Genomic DNA, 16,721 nt, shown 5'->3' on the forward strand with positions numbered 1-16,721 from the left:
CCGATGTCCGCTGAACAGGCCCTCGGCTTCGAGGCCGCGTGGTGCGCCACCGATCTGGGCGACTACCGCCCCTGCGAGTACACGTACGAGGACTACCCGTACGACAGCCTGCCCCCGCTCGACTCCAGCCGGTTCACGGGGGCCTTCGAGTGGCTCGGTGGCACCACCGCAGCCGCCCCCGAACGGGCCGCGATGCTCGACCGCCTGGCAGCGGACCTCGCGGCCAGGGGTTTGACGCTCCCCCAGGACTTCGCCACCTTCCACACGGACGCGGCCCTCCATCGCTCCCTGGACGAAGTCTCGGTCACCGGCTGTTGGACCCATCTCTCGGGCCCCCTTCCCAGCCCTGTCGAGTCCGGCGCGTTCCTCGTCCGCTTTCTGCGGGACCAACAGGACTGCGTCATCTGGTACCTCTACCTCCGCCCCTCGGGCGAGGCGTTCGTGGTCCACTCCTCTCTCGACCTGGACGAACCGGAGGCGCTGGACGACCAACAGCCCGCCCTCCTCTGGTGCGCCCCCTCCTTCGAGGAGTTCGCCTACCGCTTCTGGGTCGAGAACCGGCTGTGGGAGCCGGTCAACGACGGCGAACCAGGTTCGGTCGAGCCGGAGTTGCGTGACTACTTGAGCCACTACGCGCCACCCGACGGCGTTTCATCGCTTGACCCGGTTCGTACCGTGTTCCCGTGGAGCACAGGCTGATCAACGAACTCCGGACCGCGTACGACGCCCAGCTCCGCGGCGTCACACCGCCCGGCGGCAACGCCCGCGTCGAGAACGACGGTCCCCTGACCCGTGTCGTCGGCCGGCACCGGGGATTCGTCACGGGTCCGCGCGATCTCGGGGTCTACGGGGCGGAACTCGACGCACTCATCGCGCGACAGCGGGACTTCTACGCCGCGCGTGGTGAGGCGGTGGAGTGGAAGACGCGCGGCCATGATCTCCCCGCCGACCTCACCGAGCGGCTCGCGGCGGCCGGGTTCGTCGCCGAGGACAGTGAGACCGTGCTCGTCGGGCGGTCCGCGGACCTCGCCGCCGATCCCGTCCTGCCCGACGGCGTGACCCTCCGCCGGGTCACCGCCCGATCCGACCTCCAGCGCATCGCCGCCATGGAGAGCGCCGTCTGGGGCGAGGACTGGAGCTGGCTGGCCGACGACCTGGCCGCCCGGATCGAGACCGCCCCGGAGAACACCGTCGTCCTCGTCGCCGAGGCGGGCACCGAAGTCGTCTGCGCCGCCTGGCTGGTGTTCAAGGACGGCATCGACTTCGCCGGCCTCTGGGGCGGCTCGACTCTCAAGGAGTGGCGCGGGCAGGGCATCTACCGCGCCATGGTCGCCCACCGAGCCCAACTGGCCGCCGCCCGCGACGTCCCCTACCTCTACGTCGACGCCTCGTCCGACAGCGCCCCGATCCTCAGGCGCCTCGGGCTGCACGCGGTCACGACTACGACGCCGTATGTCTGGTCGCCCTGAGCCCGGCCGGCCTTCGCGGGCTGCTCGGCACGCGGCTCGACCCGGCAGAACCGCCCCTCGACGAACGGCCTCCGCCCGTGACCAACCTCCACAGCCGCCGATGACGCGCTCGGTGAGATGACCCACCAGAACACCATCTACGAAGCCGCCCCCGCACCGCCCGACCCTCGTGAGACTGCTCGACTGGCGCGGGGGACCTCGACGCGGAACGCGAACGTCGTGGCCGACCGCGCCTCCTGGGCAGGTGGCTGGGCCGATGAGCCGCCGTTCCGACCCGGGCCCCGGGGAGCGGTCCGGCACAATGGCCCCATGTCCCGTCGCACCTCCCGCCCCACCCCCGTCACCCCCACCACCCCGTGCCCCTGCGGGCTCCCGAAGAGTTACGGGGACTGCTGCGGGAGGTTTCACGCCGGTACGGCTGCCGCGCCGACCGCCGAGACGCTCATGCGGTCGCGGTACTCCGCGTTCGTCGTGGGAGATGTCGCGTACCTGCTCAAGACCTGGCACCCCCGCACCCGTCCCGCCCGGCTCGACCTCGATCCCGGCATGCGGTGGACCGGGCTGGAGATCCTCGACCGTGTCGACGGGTCGGCGTTCCACGACCGGGGGACCGTGACGTTCCGGGCGTCCTATCGGGGCGGGGAACTGTGCGAGCGGAGCGGGTTCGAGCGGGTCGGCGGGGAATGGGTGTACGTGGACGGGGAGTTCCTCGACTGACGGGGCGTCACAAAAAGAGCACCCGCTCAACTCCCTTACGGCACCAGGATGTCCAGCTCCTGAAGCGCCCCCACCGTGATCTCCCGCGTGAGTTCCTCCGCGCGGACGCTGTCGCGGGCGCGTACCGCCTCGGCGACGCGGACGTGGAGGGTGACGGCGGCCGGGTCGGGGTCTTCGAACATGACCTCGTGGTGGGTGCGGCCCGCCAGGACCTCGGCGACGACGTCGCCGAGGCGGGCGAACATCTCGTTGCCGGAGGCCGTGAGGATGATGCGGTGGAAGGCGATGTCGTGGATCAGGTACCGGTCCAGCCGGTGGCCGCGTGAGTTGGAGACCATGCCGAGCGCGCACTCGGTGAGTTCGGCGCACTGTTCGGCGGTGGCGAGGCGGGCGGTGAGGCCCGCGGCGACGGGTTCGATCGCGGAGCGCAGCACGGTGAGCGAGCGCAGCTGGTGCGGGCGGTCGGCGCCGGCCAGGCGCCAGCGGATGACCTGCGGGTCGTAGACGTTCCACTCGGCCTTCGGGCGCACCGTCACGCCCACCCGGCGGCGGGACTCGACGAGGTGCATGGACTCCAGGACGCGTACCGCCTCGCGCATCACGGAGCGGGAGACCTCGAAGTGCTGGGCCAGCTCGTCCGTGCGCAGCACGCTGCCCGGCGGATACTCGCCCGCGGTGATCGCGGGGCCGAGGGTGTCCAGTACGCGGCCGTGCAGCCCCCGGCCCGGTGTGCTCATGCACTCAGCGTACGGCCTGGATCACAGAGACAAAAAGTCAGACTTATATGTCACAGACTCTTGAATTTGTCGTACCTAATAGGTTTCAGTGTGGCGACGCCGGAGTTCGGCGTCGGATGTCGAAGAAGACAGCGAGGCAGTCATGCGCACCCCCCAGGTCGTCGTCGTGATGGGCGTCGCCGGGACGGGCAAGACCACGATCGGTCCGTTGCTCGCCGCCCGGCTGGGCGTCCCGTACGCCGAAGGCGACGACTTCCACCCGCAGGCCAACATCGACAAGATGTCGGCCGGGATTCCGCTCGAGGACGCCGACCGGTGGCCGTGGCTCGACGCCATCGGCACCTGGGCGCACGGCCGGGCGGGACTCGGCGGGGTGGTGAGCAGCTCGGCGCTGAAGCGGTCGTACCGCGACCGGCTCCGTGCCGAGGCCCCCGGGATCGTCTTCGTCCACCTCACCGGCAGCCGCGAGCTGATCGAGGGCCGGATGTCGCAGCGGCAGGGGCACTTCATGCCGACCGCGCTGCTGGACTCCCAGTTCGCCACGCTCCAGCCCCTTGAGGCGGACGAGGCCGGAGTCGCCGTGGATGTCGGCGGCGGCCCCGAAGAGATCACCGAGCGTGCCGTCCAGGCACTGGAAGCGCGTTCCGTCGCATCCCAGTAGGGCCCACCCGTGCCCTCGTAGCACCCCGTAGCACCTTCACCCACGTCCCCCGTATCTGCAAGGGAACCCCGTGACCAGACTCAGCGTCGAGATGCTGGCAGCGGACGGCGTCCAGCCGATCACCACGGCCGGCCACGCCCAGCTGGGCATAGCCGTCCTGGCGGGCATCGCCGTCATCGTTTTTCTCATCACCAAGTTCAAGCTCCACGCCTTCCTGGCGCTGACCATCGGTTCGCTGGTGCTCGGCGCGGTGGCCGGTGCGCCGCTCGACAAGGCGATCGTGAGCTTCACGACCGGCCTGGGCGGCACGGTCGCCGGTGTCGGCGTGCTGATCGCGCTGGGCGCGATCCTCGGCAAGCTGCTCGCCGACTCCGGCGGCGCCGACCAGATCGTCGACACGATCCTCGCCAAGGCGGGCGGCCGTGCGATGCCGTGGGCCATGGTGCTCATCGCGTCCGTGATCGGTCTGCCGCTCTTCTTCGAGGTCGGCATCGTCCTGCTGATCCCCGTCGTGCTCATGGTCGCCAAGCGCGGCAACTACTCCCTGATGCGCATCGGCATCCCGGCGCTGGCCGGTCTGTCCGTGATGCACGGTCTGATCCCGCCGCACCCCGGCCCGCTGGTCGCGATCGACGCGGTGAAGGCCAACCTGGGTGTCACGCTGGCGCTCGGCCTCGTCGTCGCCATCCCGTCGGTGATCATCGCCGGTCCGCTGTTCTCGAAGGTCGCCGCCCGCTGGGTGGACGTCCAGGCGCCCGAGCGGATGATCCCGGAGCGCGCCTCCGAGAGCCTCGAGAAGCGTCCGGGCTTCGGCGCGACCCTCGTCACGATGCTGCTGCCGGTCGTGCTGATGCTGGCCAAGGCGCTGGTGGACATCGTCATCGACGACCCGGCGAACATGACCCAGCGCGTCTTCGACGTCGTCGGCTCCCCGCTGGTCGCGCTGCTCGCCGCGGTGATCGTCGGCTTCTTCACGCTCGGCCGGGCCGCGGGCTTCACCAAGGGCCGGATGCAGGAGACCGTCGAGAAGGGCCTGATGCCGATCGCCGGCATCCTGCTGATCGTCGGCGCGGGCGGTGGCTTCAAGCAGACGCTGATCGACTGCGGTGTGGGCCAGATGATCCTGGACATCTCCAAGGACTGGTCGATCCCGGCGCTGCTGCTCGCCTGGCTGATCGCGGTGGCGATCCGTCTCGCGACCGGCTCCGCCACGGTGGCCACGGTCTCGGCGGCCGGCCTGGTCGCGCCGCTCGCGGCCGACATGTCCACCACGCACACCGCCCTGCTGGTCCTGGCCATCGGCGCCGGTTCGCTCTTCTTCAGCCATGTCAACGACGCCGGTTTCTGGCTGGTGAAGGAGTACTTCGGCCTGAGCGTCGGCCAGACGGTCAAGACCTGGTCGGTGATGGAGACGATCATCTCGGTGGTCGCGGGCGCCCTGGTGCTGCTCCTCTCCTTGGTGATCTAGGGACGGTACGACGATGACGGCTCACCCTCTCTTCGACATCGGCGGCCGTACGGCACTGGTCACCGGGTCCAGCCGGGGCATCGGCCTCGCGCTGGCCCGGGGGCTGGCGGAGGCCGGCTGCACCGTGGTCCTCAACGGCCGCGACGCGGACCGCCTCGCGCGGGCGGCCTCGGAACTGCCCGGCGACCGCGTGCACACGGCGGTGTTCGACGTGACCGACGGCCCCTCCGTGGCCGCGGGCATCGCCGACGTCGAGGAGCGGGTGGGCCCGCTCGACATCGTGGTCAACAACGCGGGTGTCCAACTGCGCGCGCCGCTCACGGAGTTCACCGACTCCGACTGGCGGCACGTGCTGGACACCAACCTCACGAGCGCCTTCCTGGTAGGCCGCGAGGCCGCCCGCCGCATGACCGAACGCGGTCACGGCAAGATCGTCAACATCTGCTCGCTCCAGAGCGAGGTCGTCCGCCCGGGCATCGCGCCGTACGCGGCCGCCAAGGGCGCCCTGAAGATGCTCACCAAGGGCATGTGCGCCGACTGGGCCCCGTACGGCATCCAGGTCAACGGCCTCGGCCCCGGCTACATCGAGACCGACCTGACCCGGCCGCTGGTCGAGGACCCCGACTTCAGCGCGTGGGTCCGCGGGCGGACTCCGGCGGGGCGGTGGGGTCGTACGGAGGACCTGGTGGGCGGGCTGCTGTTCCTGGCTTCGCCTGCGGCGGACTTCGTGAACGGGCAGATTCTGTATGTGGACGGCGGGATGACGAGCGTGTTGTGAGCAGGGGCCGCTATGGGCGCCACAGCGGGTGTTCCCGTTCTGCCCAGGTGCGGCTCACCGTGCCGGTGCGCAGGCCTTGGCGGGCTTCCGGGTCTGCCAGGGCCATTCCTATGTGGCCGGCCAGGACGATGCCGATCGTCAGGGCGAGCCAGTCGTGGACGAAGGTCGCCGAGGTGCGCCACATCAGGGGGGTGAGGTGGGTGAACCACATCATCAGGCCGGTGCCGAGCATGACGAGGGTGGCGCCGGCGATCCAGGCGGAGTAGAGCTTCTGGCCGGCGTTGAACTTGGCGGCGGGGCGGTGGGGGGTACGGCGCAGTACGGCTTGGAGCCAGGCTCGGTCGTGGGGGCCGAAGCGGTTCAGGCGGCCGAGGTCCGCGCGCAGCGCGCGGGACGCCAGGCCGAGGAGGACGGGGACCGGCAGGGCCAGGCCCGCGCATTCGTGGATGCGGACGATCAGGTCGCGGCGGCCGACCAGGACGGCCAGTTGCGGGATGTAGAGGCAGGCGGCGGTCGCGACGCAGACGCCCATCAGCAGGGCCGTCATGCGGTGGGTCCAGCGTTCGGCGGGGGTGAAGCGGGGGACGCGGGCGGCGCGTGTTCCGGGCGGGGCCGCGGTGTCAGTTGGTGGGGTCATCGGTCCGTCCGTTCGAGCGGCCGACCCAGGCGTCGACGTCGTAGCCGCGGTTCTCCCAGTAGCCGGGGCGGACGCGGTCGGTGACCGTGATGCCGGAGAGCCACTTGGCGGACTTGTAGAAGTACATCGGGGCGACGTAGAGGCGGACGGGGCCGCCGTGGTCGTGGCCGATGTCCTTGTCCTGCATCCGCAGGGCCACCAGGACGTCGGCGCGGCGGGCCTGGGCCAGGGTGAGGCTCTCGGTGTAGGCGCCGTCGAAGCAGGTGAAGCGGATGGCCCGCGCGGAGGACTGGACGCCCGCCGCGTCCAGCAGGTCCGCCAGGCGTACGCCCTGGAACGGGGTGCCCGGGACCCGCCAGCCGGTGACGCACTGGACGTCCTTCACCAGCCGGGTCTGCGGCAGGGCGCGCAGGTCGTCCAGGGTGTACGTGTGCGGGCGGTCGACCAGGCCGCCGACGGTGAGCCGGTAGTCGGCGGGGCCCTTGCGGGGGACGGACGCGGTGACGGAGTAGTAGCGGAAGCCGCCGCCGTTGGGCAGCAGGCCGCTCAGTCCGGTGGGGTCCTGGCCGGAGAGCGCCTCGAAGCCCCGCTGGAGCGCGGGGGCGGCGGCCACACCGAGCGCGCCGAGGGCGACGGTGCCGAGGAAGACGCGGCGGCCGATCGGTTTGCCGCGGGGTTCGGCGGCGGAAGCGGCAACCGCTTCCGCGGCGGAAGCGGCATCGGCTGCGGCGGAGGAAGCGGCGTCGGCACCGGCATCCCCTTCAGCTGCGGAAGCGGCATCGGCTGCGGCACCGGCATCCGCTTCGGCGGAGGAAGCGGCGTCGGATTCGGCACCGCCACCGGCTACGGCTGCGGAGCCGGCGCCGGCTTCGGATTCGGGGAGGTCCGCGCGGTCCTCCGGAGGTTCTTCGGGCTTCACGCCGTCATTCGAACACCGTCGGGGCGGGTGGGGCCAGTGGATCCGGGCGGATGTCAGAGTTCGGTAATCCGAGCGCCCGCGCGCGGGCCCGGCGGAAGGCCGTACGGGGGTCGCCGCCCAGGTGGCACCAGGGTTCGCGGGTGGCGTGCGGGCCGATGCGGTGGAAGAGGGCGGCGGCCTCGGCCGGGCGTCCTGCGGCGGACATGGCGAACGCCAGGTGGTTGAGGTCGAGGTGGCGGCGGGGGTGGTCGTCGTGTTCCCACTCCAGCCACCAGTCGAAGGCGGCGCGCAGGGCGCGGCGGGCCCGGCGCCCGTCCCAGTGGCCCGCGGCGGCCGGGTCGGCGGGGGCGAGTCCGGCGGCGGCGAGATGGCGGTGGCGCTCGGTGTGGGCGACGACCGGCAGGACGGCGAGCGGGGAGTCGGCCGGAGCCTGGGCGGCGGCGCGTTCGGCGAGGTCGTACGCCTCGTGGGACTCGGGGCGCGCGGCGGGCCGTTCGGCCAGGGCGGCGACGATCAGATGGTGGCCGTGGTGGTGCTCGGGGTGGCGGCGGCGCAGTTCCGCGAAGGCGCGCCACAGCTCGGTCTCGGGACCCAGCGCGCGGGCGAGCAGGAGCAGGCCGAGCCAGGGGGTGGGGTCGGCGGGGGCGAGCGTGGCGGCCGCCTGGCAGGCGGCGCGGGCGCGGTCGGGTTCCTCGCGGCCGGTGAGGGCGCGGTGGACCTGGGTGAGGGCGAGCAGGGCGGTGGCGTCGGCGGAGCCGGGTTCGGCGAGGAGCCACTCGCGGGCGCGGGCCTCGGTGCACGGCTCCTGGGCGAGCACGGTGATGCGGTGGCCCCGGCGGTCCCAGTCGTCGCCGGTGTGGGCCAGCAGGGCGCGGACGGGCTGCCAGCGGCCGCCGGCCAGGGCGGCGCGGGCGGCGAGCAGTTCCGCGTCGCCGAGGGCGGCGTCGAAACCGCGGGGGTCGTCACCGCGGGGGTCGTCGGAGCCGCGGGGGTCGTCGGGAGCGGTGTCGCCGGACGGTTGAGCGGGGGCCCGGCATGTGCCGAGCAGGGACGGGAGTGGGGGCACCGCTGGACTTCCTGTTTCTCGGGCTGCCATCGGCCGATCACGCACAGCAAACTCCCCGCCAGGGATTGCGTCAAGCGGAATCCGAGTGTTACTGGGTTCAACGAGCTTTTCTCCAGGGGCACTTGGGGCTCACGGTGCCTGGTGACGGGCCCGGCGCGGGGGTTCGGGGGCCCGATTGTGGCGTACGCCATGGCGCCCGGGGGCGGGGCGGCGGAACATGAGCCGACGGTTCCGCTCGCCGCTGCCCGGACCGGCCCCGCGACCCCTGGTCCGATGCCCCGCCCGGCCGTACGGCGGGACCGTGCCAACCCGCCCCCATCCGGCGCTCTCCGCGGCGGCGCCGTCCGGGGGCGCTACAGTCGGCCACACGCAATCGTGGCCCGGCCGATGATCGAGGTACGCAGCGTGTCCCTTCTGGTTGTCCTTCTCGCCATGGGCGCCGCCTGCTGTGTGGGGTTCGGATTCGTGCTCCAGCAGAACGTGGCGCAACGGGCCCCGCTCAGCGACTTCCTGTCCTTCCGGCTGCTGCTCGACCTGATGCGGGTGCCGCGCTGGCTGGGCGGTACGGCGCTGATGGTGGCCGGGATGGCGCTCGGCGCGGTCGCGCTCGGGCAGGGTGAGATCTCCGAGGTGGAGCCGCTGCTCGCCACCAATCTGCTGTTCGCGCTCGCGCTGTCCCGCCGTCAGACCGGGCAGCCGCTGGGCCGTCAGGGCTGGACCGGGCTCGTGCTGCTGGCGGGCGGGGTGAGCGCGTTCATCCTGGCGGGCCGGCCGCACGCGGGCACCGCCGTCACCGATCCGCTGCGGCACTGGCTGATCATGGGCGCGATGCTGGGCGTCGCCCTCGGGCTCGCCGCGTACGCCAAGCGGTCGCGGACCGGCTGGGGCGCGGTGCTGCTGGCCGCGGCGGCGGGGCTGCTGTACGGCGTGCAGGACGCGCTGACCCGGGTGAGCGCGACCCGGTGGGCCGAGGGCGGTCCTGCGGAGCTGTTCACCGGCTGGCAGCCGTACGGTGTGCTGGTGCTCGGGGTGACCGGGCTGATGCTGGTGCAGAGCGCGTTCGAGACGGCGCCGCTGCGGATGTCGCTGCCGGCGCTGACGGCGGCGCAGCCGCTCGCGGGCATCCTGTGCGGGGTGGGCTTCCTGGGCGACCGGCTGCGTACCGACACCGGGGCGCTGGCCTGGGAGGCGGCCGGGCTCGCGGCGATCGTGGCGGGGATCGTGCTGCTCGGGCTGCATCCGGCGATGCCGTGCGGGACGGCTCAGGAGCGGCGGGTGCGGGACCTCCAGCGCAACTGAGCCCCTCCGTCCGGGCGGTGGGCTGCTTGGATGGCCGTATGAATCCTGCCGACGAGATCCTCGACATCGTGGACGAGCGGGACCGGGTCGTCGACCAGGTCCCGCGCGGTGAGGCGTACGCCCGGGGCCTGCGTCACCGCTGTGTCTTCGTCCAGGCCCGGGACGCGGCCGGGCGGCTCTTCGTCCACCGCCGCACCGCGAGCAAGCTGGTCTTCCCCGCGCTGTACGACATGTTCGTCGGCGGGGTGGTGGGCGCGGGCGAGTCCTACGACGAGGCGGCGCTGCGGGAGGCCGAGGAGGAGCTCGGGGTGTCGGGCCTCGACCGGCCGGAGTTCCTGTTCAAGTTCCTCTACGACGACGGGTCCGGCAAGAGCTGGTGGTCGGCGGTGTACGAGGTGCGCTGCGACTTGCCGGTGGAGCCGCAGGTGGAGGAGGTGCAGTGGCACGACTTCCTGCCCGAGGACGAGGTGGAGCGGCGGCTCGGCGACTGGGAGTGGGTGCCGGACGGGCTCGCGGCGTACGAGCGGCTGAGGGCGTTCCGGGCGGCCCGGTGACGCGCCGGTAGGGTCCCTGGCGTGATCGAATTCGCGCGGAACGTCCGCCTCTGGTTCGCCCCCGAGCGGGTACGGGACGAGGGCAGCACCCCCGACTACCGGTTCTCGCTCGCCAACGAGCGCACGTTCCTCGCCTGGCTGCGGACCGCGCTCGCGCTGATCGGCGGCGGCTTCGCGGTGGACCAGTTCCTGCCGCACCTGCGCTGGGCGTGGCGGGCGGGACTCGCGCTCGCCCTGCTCGCGGCGGGGGTGCTGTGCGCGCTGCGCGCGGTGAACCACTGGGTGCGCTGCGAGCGGGCGATGCGGCGCGGGGAGGATCTGCCGGTCTCGCGCTTCCCGGTGGTGCTGAGCCTGGTGGTCGCGGTGGTGGCCCTCGCGATGGTCGTGGTGGTGCTGGTGGGGTGGGCGGGGTGAGTGCCGGCCAGGGTTCGGGGGGCGGCGCGGCGTCCGGGCGGGACCGGGGACTTCAGCCGCAGCGGACCCGGCTGGCCTGGCGGCGTACGACGCTGGCGTGCACGGTGGTGGCGGTGCTCGCGGTACGGGCGGCGCTGCGCGCGGGCGGCCCGGTGGCCGCCGCCCTGCTGTGCGCGGTGAGCTGCGGGCTGTGGCTCGGGTTCCTGCGGATCGCCCACCACCGCATCGGCGCACTGGCGAAGGGCGACCATCCCGCCGCGCTGACCCCACGTCACGCGACGGCGGCTGCGGTGTGCGCGGCGGCGCTGGCGGTGTGTGCGGCGGCGCTGCTGGTGTGAGGCGGTGCTTTTGGGCTACTCCCCCGACACCCTCACCACGATCTTGCCCCGCGCATGGTGTCCCGCGCTGAGCTTCTGGGCCTCGGCCGTCTCCTCCAGGGGGAACACCTTCTCCACGTGGACGGAGACCACCCCCTGGTCGGCCAGCTGGGAGAGCTTGGTGAGGTCCTCGGCGTCGGGGCGGACGAACCAGTAGCGGCCGCCGTACTCGACCACCTCGGGGTCGGCGATGGAGACGAGGCGGCCGCCGGGGGCGAGGAGGTTGGCGGAGATCTTGAGGGTGTCGCCGCCGATGGTGTCGAAGACCGCGTCGACGCCCTCGGGGGCGATGCCCCGGACACGTTCGGCCAGGCCCTCGCCGTAGGAGACGGGTTCGCCGCCGAGGGAGCGTACGTAGGCGTGGTTGTGCTCGCTCGCGGTGCCGATGACGCGGGCGCCGAGGTGGACGCCGAGCTGGACGGCCAGCGAGCCGACCCCGCCGGCGGCGGCGTGCACGAGGAGGGTCTCACCGCGCTTGACGCCGAGGACGGTGACCACGCACTGATAGGCGGTCAGCCCGGCCAGCGGCAGCCCCGCGGCCTCCTCGAAGGACAGGGCGCCGGGCTTGGGGGCCAGGGTGCGCACCGGTGCGGCGACGTACTCGGCGAAGGTGCCGAGGGAGAGGAAGTCCTCGCGGACGTAGCCGATCACCTCGTCGCCCTCCGCGTACTCCGGGGCGGAGGCGCCGGGCCGGACCACGACCCCGCTCATGTCCCAGCCGGTGATCACCGGGAACACGGTCTCCAGGATCGGGTCGAGGTAGCCCTCCCGGCACTTCCAGTCCACCGGGTTGACGGCCGCCGCGCGCACGCGGACCAGTACCTGGTCGGGGCCGAGCTTGGGCTCGGGCCGGTCGCCGTACTCCAGCACCTCGGGTCCGCCGTAGCGGCGGTAGCTGATCGCCTTCATGTCCTAGACCTTCCTGGGTACCCGGACGCCACGCAACCCATATGCCGGGATACGCACCTTTCGCGCGTAGCCTGTCGGTCGTCATCCCCCGGAATCCCCGGGAATCCCCCGGTTTCCCTCGGAATCCCTCGGAATCTTCCGGCTTCCCCCGATCCCGCCTCCCCAAGGTGAGCCCCATGACCGACCTTCACCAGGAACACTCCGAGCACGGCGCGCACAGCCACGGACCGGGCTGCGGGCACTCCGCCGTACCGCACGGCGACCACGTCGACTACGCGCACGACGGCCATCTGCACCGCGCCCACAGCGACCACTGGGACGAGTGCGAGCCCGCCGGGCACATCGCGCACCCCGGTCACGACCATGTGCACCACGAGGAGTGCGGGCACGCGCGCGTGGCGCACGACGACCATGTGGACTATCTGCACGACGGGCACCGGCACGCCGAGCACGGGGACCACTACGACGACCACTGAGCCCGCCCGGCCCCCATGGCCCCTCCGGCGCCGCGCCGGAGGGGCCGTCGCGCGTCGCTGTGGTCCCGGTCACTGATCGGACCGGTTCCGGTGAACACACTGGACGACATACCGACCGGTCGGCATCATGAGACGGGTTCCTCTTCGCCCGTTCCTGTTCGCCCGTTCGTAGGAGTGAAGTATGAGCGCCGACCACCCGCCCGGACTCGATCCCGACCGGCTGCGCGCGCTGCTCGACCGTGAGCGGCCCGGCCTGGTGAACGGCCCCCTGACCGGCCGGCTGATCGAGGGCGGACGGTCGAACCTCACCTACGCGGTGTCCGACGGCACCTCGAAGTGGGTCGTCCGCCGTCCGCCGCTGGGCCATGTGCTCGCCACCGCGCACGACATGCGGCGCGAGCACCGGGTGATCAGCGCCCTGCACCCGACCGAGGTCCCGGTCCCCCGTCCGGTGCTGCTGTGCGAGGACGAGGAGGTGCTCGGGGCTCCGTTCTACGTCATGGAGTACGTCGAGGGCACCCCCTACCGCACGGCGGACCAGCTCGCCCCGCTCGGCCCGGAGCGCACCCGGGACGCGGTGCTGTCGCTGGTGGACACCCTCGTCGAGCTGCACGCGGTGGACCCCGGCGAGGTGGGCCTCGCGGACTTCGGCCGCCCCGAGGGCTTCCTGGACCGCCAACTGCGGCGCTGGGGCAAGCAGTTGGACGCCTCCCGCAACCGCGAGCTGGCGGGTATCGACGAGTTGCACGCGGCGCTCGGCCGCTCGCTGCCCGACTCCCCGGCTCCTGCGGTCGTGCACGGCGACTACCGCCTGGACAACGTGCTCATCGGCACCGACGACCGTATCGAGGCCATCCTCGACTGGGAGATGTCCACGCTCGGCGACCCGCTGACCGACCTGGGCCTGCTGGTGATGTACAGCCGGCCGCTCGGCATGGCCCACTCCCCCGTCTCCACCACCGCCGAGGCACCGGGCCACCCGGCCCCGCGTGAGCTGATCGAGCGGTACGCGGCGCGCTCCGGGCGGGATGTCTCGGACGTCAACTGGTACACGGCGTTCGCCTGGTTCAAGCTCGCCGTGATCCTGGAGGGCATCCACTACCGGTACACCCTCGGCCAGACGGTCGGGCGCGGCTTCGACCGCATCGGGGACCTCGTCCCCGTCTTCATCGACCACGGCTTGACGACTCTCCAGGAAGGCTGACCGCACATGGACTTCGCGTTCGACGCGCGCACCGAGGAACTGCGGGAAAAGCTCCTCGCCTTCATGGACGAGTACGTGTACCCGGCCGAGCCGGTCGCCGAGGAGCAGCGGGCGCGGCTGGCCTCACCATGGGACACCCCGGCCGTGGTCGAGGAGTTGAAGGCCGAGGCGCGCAGGCAGGGGCTGTGGAACCTGTTCCTGCCCGACGACGAGTACGGCGCGGGGCTCACCAACCTCCAGTACGCGCCCCTCGCCGAAATCACCGGCCGTTCCCCGCACTTGGCGCCGCCCGCGACCAACTGCGCGGCCCCGGACACCGGGAACATGGAGGTGCTGGCGCAGTTCGGCACCGAGGCGCAGAAGAAGCAGTGGCTGGAGCCGCTGCTCGCCGGGGAGATCCGCTCGGCGTTCGCGATGACCGAGCCGGAGGTGGCCTCCTCGGACGCCACCAACATCACCACGCTGATCGAGCGGGACGGCGACGAGTACGTCATCACCGGCCGCAAGTGGTACATCTCCGGGGCGATGAACCCGGACTGCCAGATCTTCATCGTGATGGGCAAGACCGACCCGGACGGCGCCGACCCCCGCCGTCAGCAGTCCATGGTGCTGGTCCCCCGCGACACGCCCGGTCTCACGGTGAAGCGGGCCATGCAGGTCTTCGGCTACGAGGACCACTCGCACGGCGGCCACGCCGAGGTCGTCTTCGACCGGGTGCGCGTGCCGGTGTCGAACCTGGTCGGCGAGGAGGGCGGCGGCTTCGCCATCGCGCAGGCGCGGCTCGGTCCGGGGCGCATCCACCACTGCATGCGGCTGATCGGCATGGCCGAGCGGGCGATCGAGCTGATGTGCCGCCGGGCGGTGTCCCGTACGGCCTTCGGCAAGGCGCTGGCCCAGCAGGGTGTGGTGCAGAACTGGATCGCGGACGCCCGGGTGACGGTCGAGCAGCTGCGGCTTCTGGTGCTGAAGACGGCCTGGCTGATGGACACGGTCGGCAACAAGGGCGCCCACACCGAGATCCAGGCCATCAAGATCGCCACGCCCCGTGCGGTGGTGGAGATCCTGGACCGCGCGATCCAGCTGCACGGCGCGGGCGGGGTGAGCCAGGACTTCCCGCTGGCGGAGCTGTACGCGAGCGCGCGCACGCTGATGCTGGCGGACGGTCCCGACGAGGTGCACCAGCGGTCGCTGGCGCGGCGGGAGCTGAAGAAGTACCTGTAGCAGGGGCGTGAGGTAAGGGGCGTTCGCCATGGCGGGCGCCCCTTACGCATGGTTCTACGGCCGCAGCGCGCGCAGCAACAGGTCCGCCAGGTGGTCGGCGACCTGCTGCGGGGTCAGCGGGCCCTCCGGGCGGTACCAGGTCGACAGATGGTGGACCGAGCCGAAGTGGTAGTCCACGACCAGGTCGGCGGGGGTGGCGGTGGAGAAGACGCCCTCGCGCTGGCCCTCTTCGATGAGCGCGCGGAAGCGTTCGTGGTAGCGGCGGCGCTCGGCGCGGACCTGCTTGTTCTTCTCCGGGCTCAGATGGTGCATGGAGCGGAAGAAGATCGCGGCGTCGTCCAGGTTGTCGATGGTGGTGACCACGACGTCGGCGGCGGCGGCGCGCAGCCGCTTCTCGACCGGCTCGTCCGCGTCCGCGAAGGTGTCCAGGCGGTCCTGCTGGAGGCGCAGCACGCGCGCGTACACCTCGTGCAGGAGGTCGTCCTTGGAGCCGAAGTAGTGGTAGAGCGCGCCCTTGGTGACGCCGGCCGCCTCCACGATCTCCTGGACCGAGGTGCGGTCGTAGCCCTGTTCGGCGAAGAGGCGGGTGGCGGCGTCCAGCAGCCGCCGGGGTACGGGCGTCCCGTCCCCGTCCGTGGTCCTGGGCACTTCCGCCACCTGCCTTTCCGTCGTCCTACGCCGACTGCTCTCGTCCTGGTCGCACGCGTGCGACGCGTGTCCCGCCGGAGGATCTTCCCATTACCGGCCTGGGGTGGATGCGCCGGACCGTCAACCGTTGCGGACGCCGGGGGCACGGGAGCCGGTTCCGCGAGCCCGGTGGCCGCCCTGCGGCGTCCTTCCGCCGGCCGTCAGCGGTCCCCCTCCCAGGTCCGCTGGACGCGGTTCATGCCGGCCAGCCAGCGGTCGGGGGCGGCGGCGCGCGCCTGGTAGTAGTCGGCGACCTCGGGGTGCGGGAGGATCAGGAAGCGGTCCTCGGCGATGCCCTTGAGGAGCGCGTCCGCGACCGCCTCCGGTTCGATGGCGGTGGGCTGGAGCACGAGGTCGCCGGCGCTGCCGGTGGCGGCGAGCATGTCGGTGTGCACGCCCTGCGGGCAGATGGCGTGGACCTTGAGGCCCCGGTGCCGGTAGGTGAGCGACAGCCACTCGGCGAAGGCGAGCGCGCCGTGCTTGGTGACGCTGTAGGAGGGGGCGCCGATCATGGTGAGCAGTCCGGCGGCGGAGACGGTGGAGACGAACCGGCCGCCGCCCCGCTCCAGCCACTCGGGCAGCAGGGCGTGGGCGGCGCGGACGTGGGCCATGACGTTGACGTCCCAGGAGGTCTGCCAGGAGCGCTCGTCGAGCGGCCCGTCGGGCAGGGAGTCCTCGAAGGCGACGCCCGCGTTGGCGCAGTAGACGTCGATGGTGCCACCGAGGGCCTCGCGGGCCTCCTCGACGATCGCGGAGGCGTCGCCGGGCACGGCGACGGCGCCGATCTCCTCGGCCACCGCCTTGGCCTTGCCGGCGTCCAGGTCGTTGACGGCCACCCGGGCGCCCTCGGCGGCGAACCGGCGGGCCAGCGCGGCCCCGATTCCCCCGCCCGCCCCGGTGACGACGACTGCGGCATCCCGCACAGCTTCCACCCTCGGTCTCCCTCGACACGCGACACGGCTCGGTACGGCCCGGCGTGGCGCGTTTCCGGCGCCACTCGCGCCAGACTAACCAGTCGGTATGCCCGGCGGAAGGGAAAACACGGACGGCCGCGGTCCGGCTCGTTCCCTGGCGGCCGGTCCCGCGCTAGCGTCCCCGGGGCCACGCCCGCCGCACACCGCCCGTACG

General features: G+C 72.3%; 20 protein-coding genes. 13 read left to right on the plus strand and 7 right to left on the minus strand.

Annotated features, from left to right (window positions below):
• Positions 1-3: 3 nt before the first annotated feature.
• The 3 genes from AB0898_RS24230 (at position 4) to AB0898_RS24240 (ending at position 2,186) form a co-directional block, all read left to right on the plus strand.
• Entirely contained in the window at positions 4-699 is a 696-nt protein-coding gene (locus tag AB0898_RS24230; RefSeq protein ID WP_366805047.1) for a hypothetical protein, read from the plus strand.
• Positions 684-1,469 (plus strand): GNAT family N-acetyltransferase, encoded by a 786-nt coding sequence (locus tag AB0898_RS24235; RefSeq protein WP_366805048.1) that lies wholly within the window; start codon positions 684-686, stop codon positions 1,467-1,469. The genes AB0898_RS24230 and AB0898_RS24235 overlap by 16 nt, the downstream gene beginning before the upstream one ends.
• Positions 1,470-1,778: 309 nt before the next feature.
• Entirely contained in the window at positions 1,779-2,186 is a 408-nt protein-coding gene (locus AB0898_RS24240) for a YchJ family metal-binding protein (protein WP_366805049.1), read from the plus strand.
• Between the two features lie 35 nt (positions 2,187-2,221).
• On the opposite strand, the gene AB0898_RS24245 is transcribed toward AB0898_RS24240, so the two are convergent.
• Complete coding sequence (locus AB0898_RS24245) at positions 2,222-2,923, minus strand: FadR/GntR family transcriptional regulator (RefSeq protein ID WP_366805050.1); 702 nt, start codon at positions 2,921-2,923, stop codon at positions 2,222-2,224.
• A gap of 142 nt (positions 2,924-3,065) precedes the next feature.
• Between AB0898_RS24245 and AB0898_RS24250 the strand changes: the two genes are divergently transcribed.
• The 3 genes from AB0898_RS24250 (at position 3,066) to AB0898_RS24260 (ending at position 5,830) form a co-directional block, all read left to right on the plus strand.
• The gene (locus tag AB0898_RS24250; RefSeq protein WP_366805051.1) at positions 3,066-3,584 is read left to right on the plus strand and encodes a gluconokinase; all 519 of its coding nucleotides are present in this window, start codon (positions 3,066-3,068) and stop codon (positions 3,582-3,584) included.
• 70 nt (positions 3,585-3,654) lie between these two features.
• Positions 3,655-5,052: a gluconate:H+ symporter gene (locus tag AB0898_RS24255; protein WP_366805052.1), complete on the plus strand. Its 1,398-nt coding sequence runs from the start codon at positions 3,655-3,657 to the stop codon at positions 5,050-5,052.
• 13 nt (positions 5,053-5,065) lie between these two features.
• The gene (locus tag AB0898_RS24260; RefSeq protein ID WP_366805053.1) at positions 5,066-5,830 is read left to right on the plus strand and encodes an SDR family oxidoreductase; all 765 of its coding nucleotides are present in this window, start codon (positions 5,066-5,068) and stop codon (positions 5,828-5,830) included.
• 10 nt (positions 5,831-5,840) lie between these two features.
• Here the strand turns inward: AB0898_RS24260 and AB0898_RS24265 are convergent, their stop codons facing one another.
• The 3 genes from AB0898_RS24265 to AB0898_RS24275 form a co-directional block, all read right to left on the minus strand.
• Positions 5,841-6,467, minus strand: coding sequence for a cytochrome b/b6 domain-containing protein (locus AB0898_RS24265; protein WP_366805054.1), 627 nt, complete (start codon positions 6,465-6,467; stop codon positions 5,841-5,843).
• The gene (locus AB0898_RS24270; RefSeq protein WP_366805158.1) at positions 6,451-7,128 is read right to left on the minus strand and encodes a molybdopterin-dependent oxidoreductase; all 678 of its coding nucleotides are present in this window, start codon (positions 7,126-7,128) and stop codon (positions 6,451-6,453) included. Before AB0898_RS24270 ends, AB0898_RS24265 begins: the two co-directional genes overlap by 17 nt.
• 262 nt (positions 7,129-7,390) lie before the next feature.
• A complete protein-coding gene (locus tag AB0898_RS24275) occupies positions 7,391-8,452 on the minus strand; it encodes a hypothetical protein (protein ID WP_366805055.1) in 1,062 nt (353 codons plus the stop codon).
• Positions 8,453-8,839: 387 nt separating this feature from the next.
• Here AB0898_RS24275 and AB0898_RS24280 point away from each other — a divergent pair, with 387 nt between their 5' ends.
• Genes AB0898_RS24280 through AB0898_RS24295 form a run of 4 tightly spaced genes read left to right on the plus strand, consistent with a single transcriptional unit; the run spans position 8,840 to position 11,057 of the window.
• A complete protein-coding gene (locus tag AB0898_RS24280; protein ID WP_366805056.1) occupies positions 8,840-9,751 on the plus strand; it encodes a DMT family transporter in 912 nt (303 codons plus the stop codon).
• A 38-nt stretch (positions 9,752-9,789) separates the two neighbouring features.
• Positions 9,790-10,305, plus strand: a complete 516-nt coding sequence (locus tag AB0898_RS24285) for an NUDIX domain-containing protein (protein ID WP_366805057.1) — start codon at positions 9,790-9,792, stop codon at positions 10,303-10,305.
• 21 nt (positions 10,306-10,326) lie between these two features.
• A complete protein-coding gene (locus AB0898_RS24290) occupies positions 10,327-10,719 on the plus strand; it encodes a DUF202 domain-containing protein (RefSeq protein ID WP_366805058.1) in 393 nt (130 codons plus the stop codon).
• Positions 10,707-11,057 (plus strand): DUF202 domain-containing protein, encoded by a 351-nt coding sequence (locus AB0898_RS24295; RefSeq protein WP_407078395.1) that lies wholly within the window; start codon positions 10,707-10,709, stop codon positions 11,055-11,057. Before AB0898_RS24290 ends, AB0898_RS24295 begins: the two co-directional genes overlap by 13 nt.
• Before the next feature lie 15 nt (positions 11,058-11,072).
• Here AB0898_RS24295 and AB0898_RS24300 read toward each other — a convergent pair whose 3' ends face one another.
• Entirely contained in the window at positions 11,073-12,005 is a 933-nt protein-coding gene (locus tag AB0898_RS24300; protein WP_366805060.1) for an NADP-dependent oxidoreductase, read from the minus strand.
• 176 nt (positions 12,006-12,181) lie between these two features.
• On the opposite strand from AB0898_RS24300, the gene AB0898_RS24305 reads away from it, so the two are divergent.
• The 3 genes from AB0898_RS24305 to AB0898_RS24315 all read left to right on the plus strand — a co-directional run bounded on the left by AB0898_RS24305 (position 12,182) and on the right by AB0898_RS24315 (position 14,906).
• Positions 12,182-12,481, plus strand: coding sequence for a hypothetical protein (locus tag AB0898_RS24305; protein ID WP_366805061.1), 300 nt, complete (start codon positions 12,182-12,184; stop codon positions 12,479-12,481).
• 181 nt (positions 12,482-12,662) lie between these two features.
• Positions 12,663-13,685: a phosphotransferase family protein gene (locus tag AB0898_RS24310; protein ID WP_366805062.1), complete on the plus strand. Its 1,023-nt coding sequence runs from the start codon at positions 12,663-12,665 to the stop codon at positions 13,683-13,685.
• A gap of 6 nt (positions 13,686-13,691) precedes the next feature.
• Positions 13,692-14,906: an acyl-CoA dehydrogenase family protein gene (locus AB0898_RS24315; protein WP_366805063.1), complete on the plus strand. Its 1,215-nt coding sequence runs from the start codon at positions 13,692-13,694 to the stop codon at positions 14,904-14,906.
• Positions 14,907-14,960: 54 nt separating this feature from the next.
• On the opposite strand, the gene AB0898_RS24320 is transcribed toward AB0898_RS24315, so the two are convergent.
• Both AB0898_RS24320 and AB0898_RS24325 read right to left on the minus strand, forming a co-directional pair.
• The gene (locus AB0898_RS24320) at positions 14,961-15,554 is read right to left on the minus strand and encodes a TetR/AcrR family transcriptional regulator (RefSeq protein WP_366805064.1); all 594 of its coding nucleotides are present in this window, start codon (positions 15,552-15,554) and stop codon (positions 14,961-14,963) included.
• Between the two features lie 200 nt (positions 15,555-15,754).
• Positions 15,755-16,525, minus strand: a complete 771-nt coding sequence (locus AB0898_RS24325; RefSeq protein ID WP_366805065.1) for an SDR family oxidoreductase — start codon at positions 16,523-16,525, stop codon at positions 15,755-15,757.
• Positions 16,526-16,721 lie beyond the last annotated feature (196 nt).

The sequence above is a fragment of the Streptomyces sp. NPDC005435 genome (assembly GCF_040703155.1).
Lineage (GTDB): Bacteria > Actinomycetota > Actinomycetes > Streptomycetales > Streptomycetaceae > Streptomyces.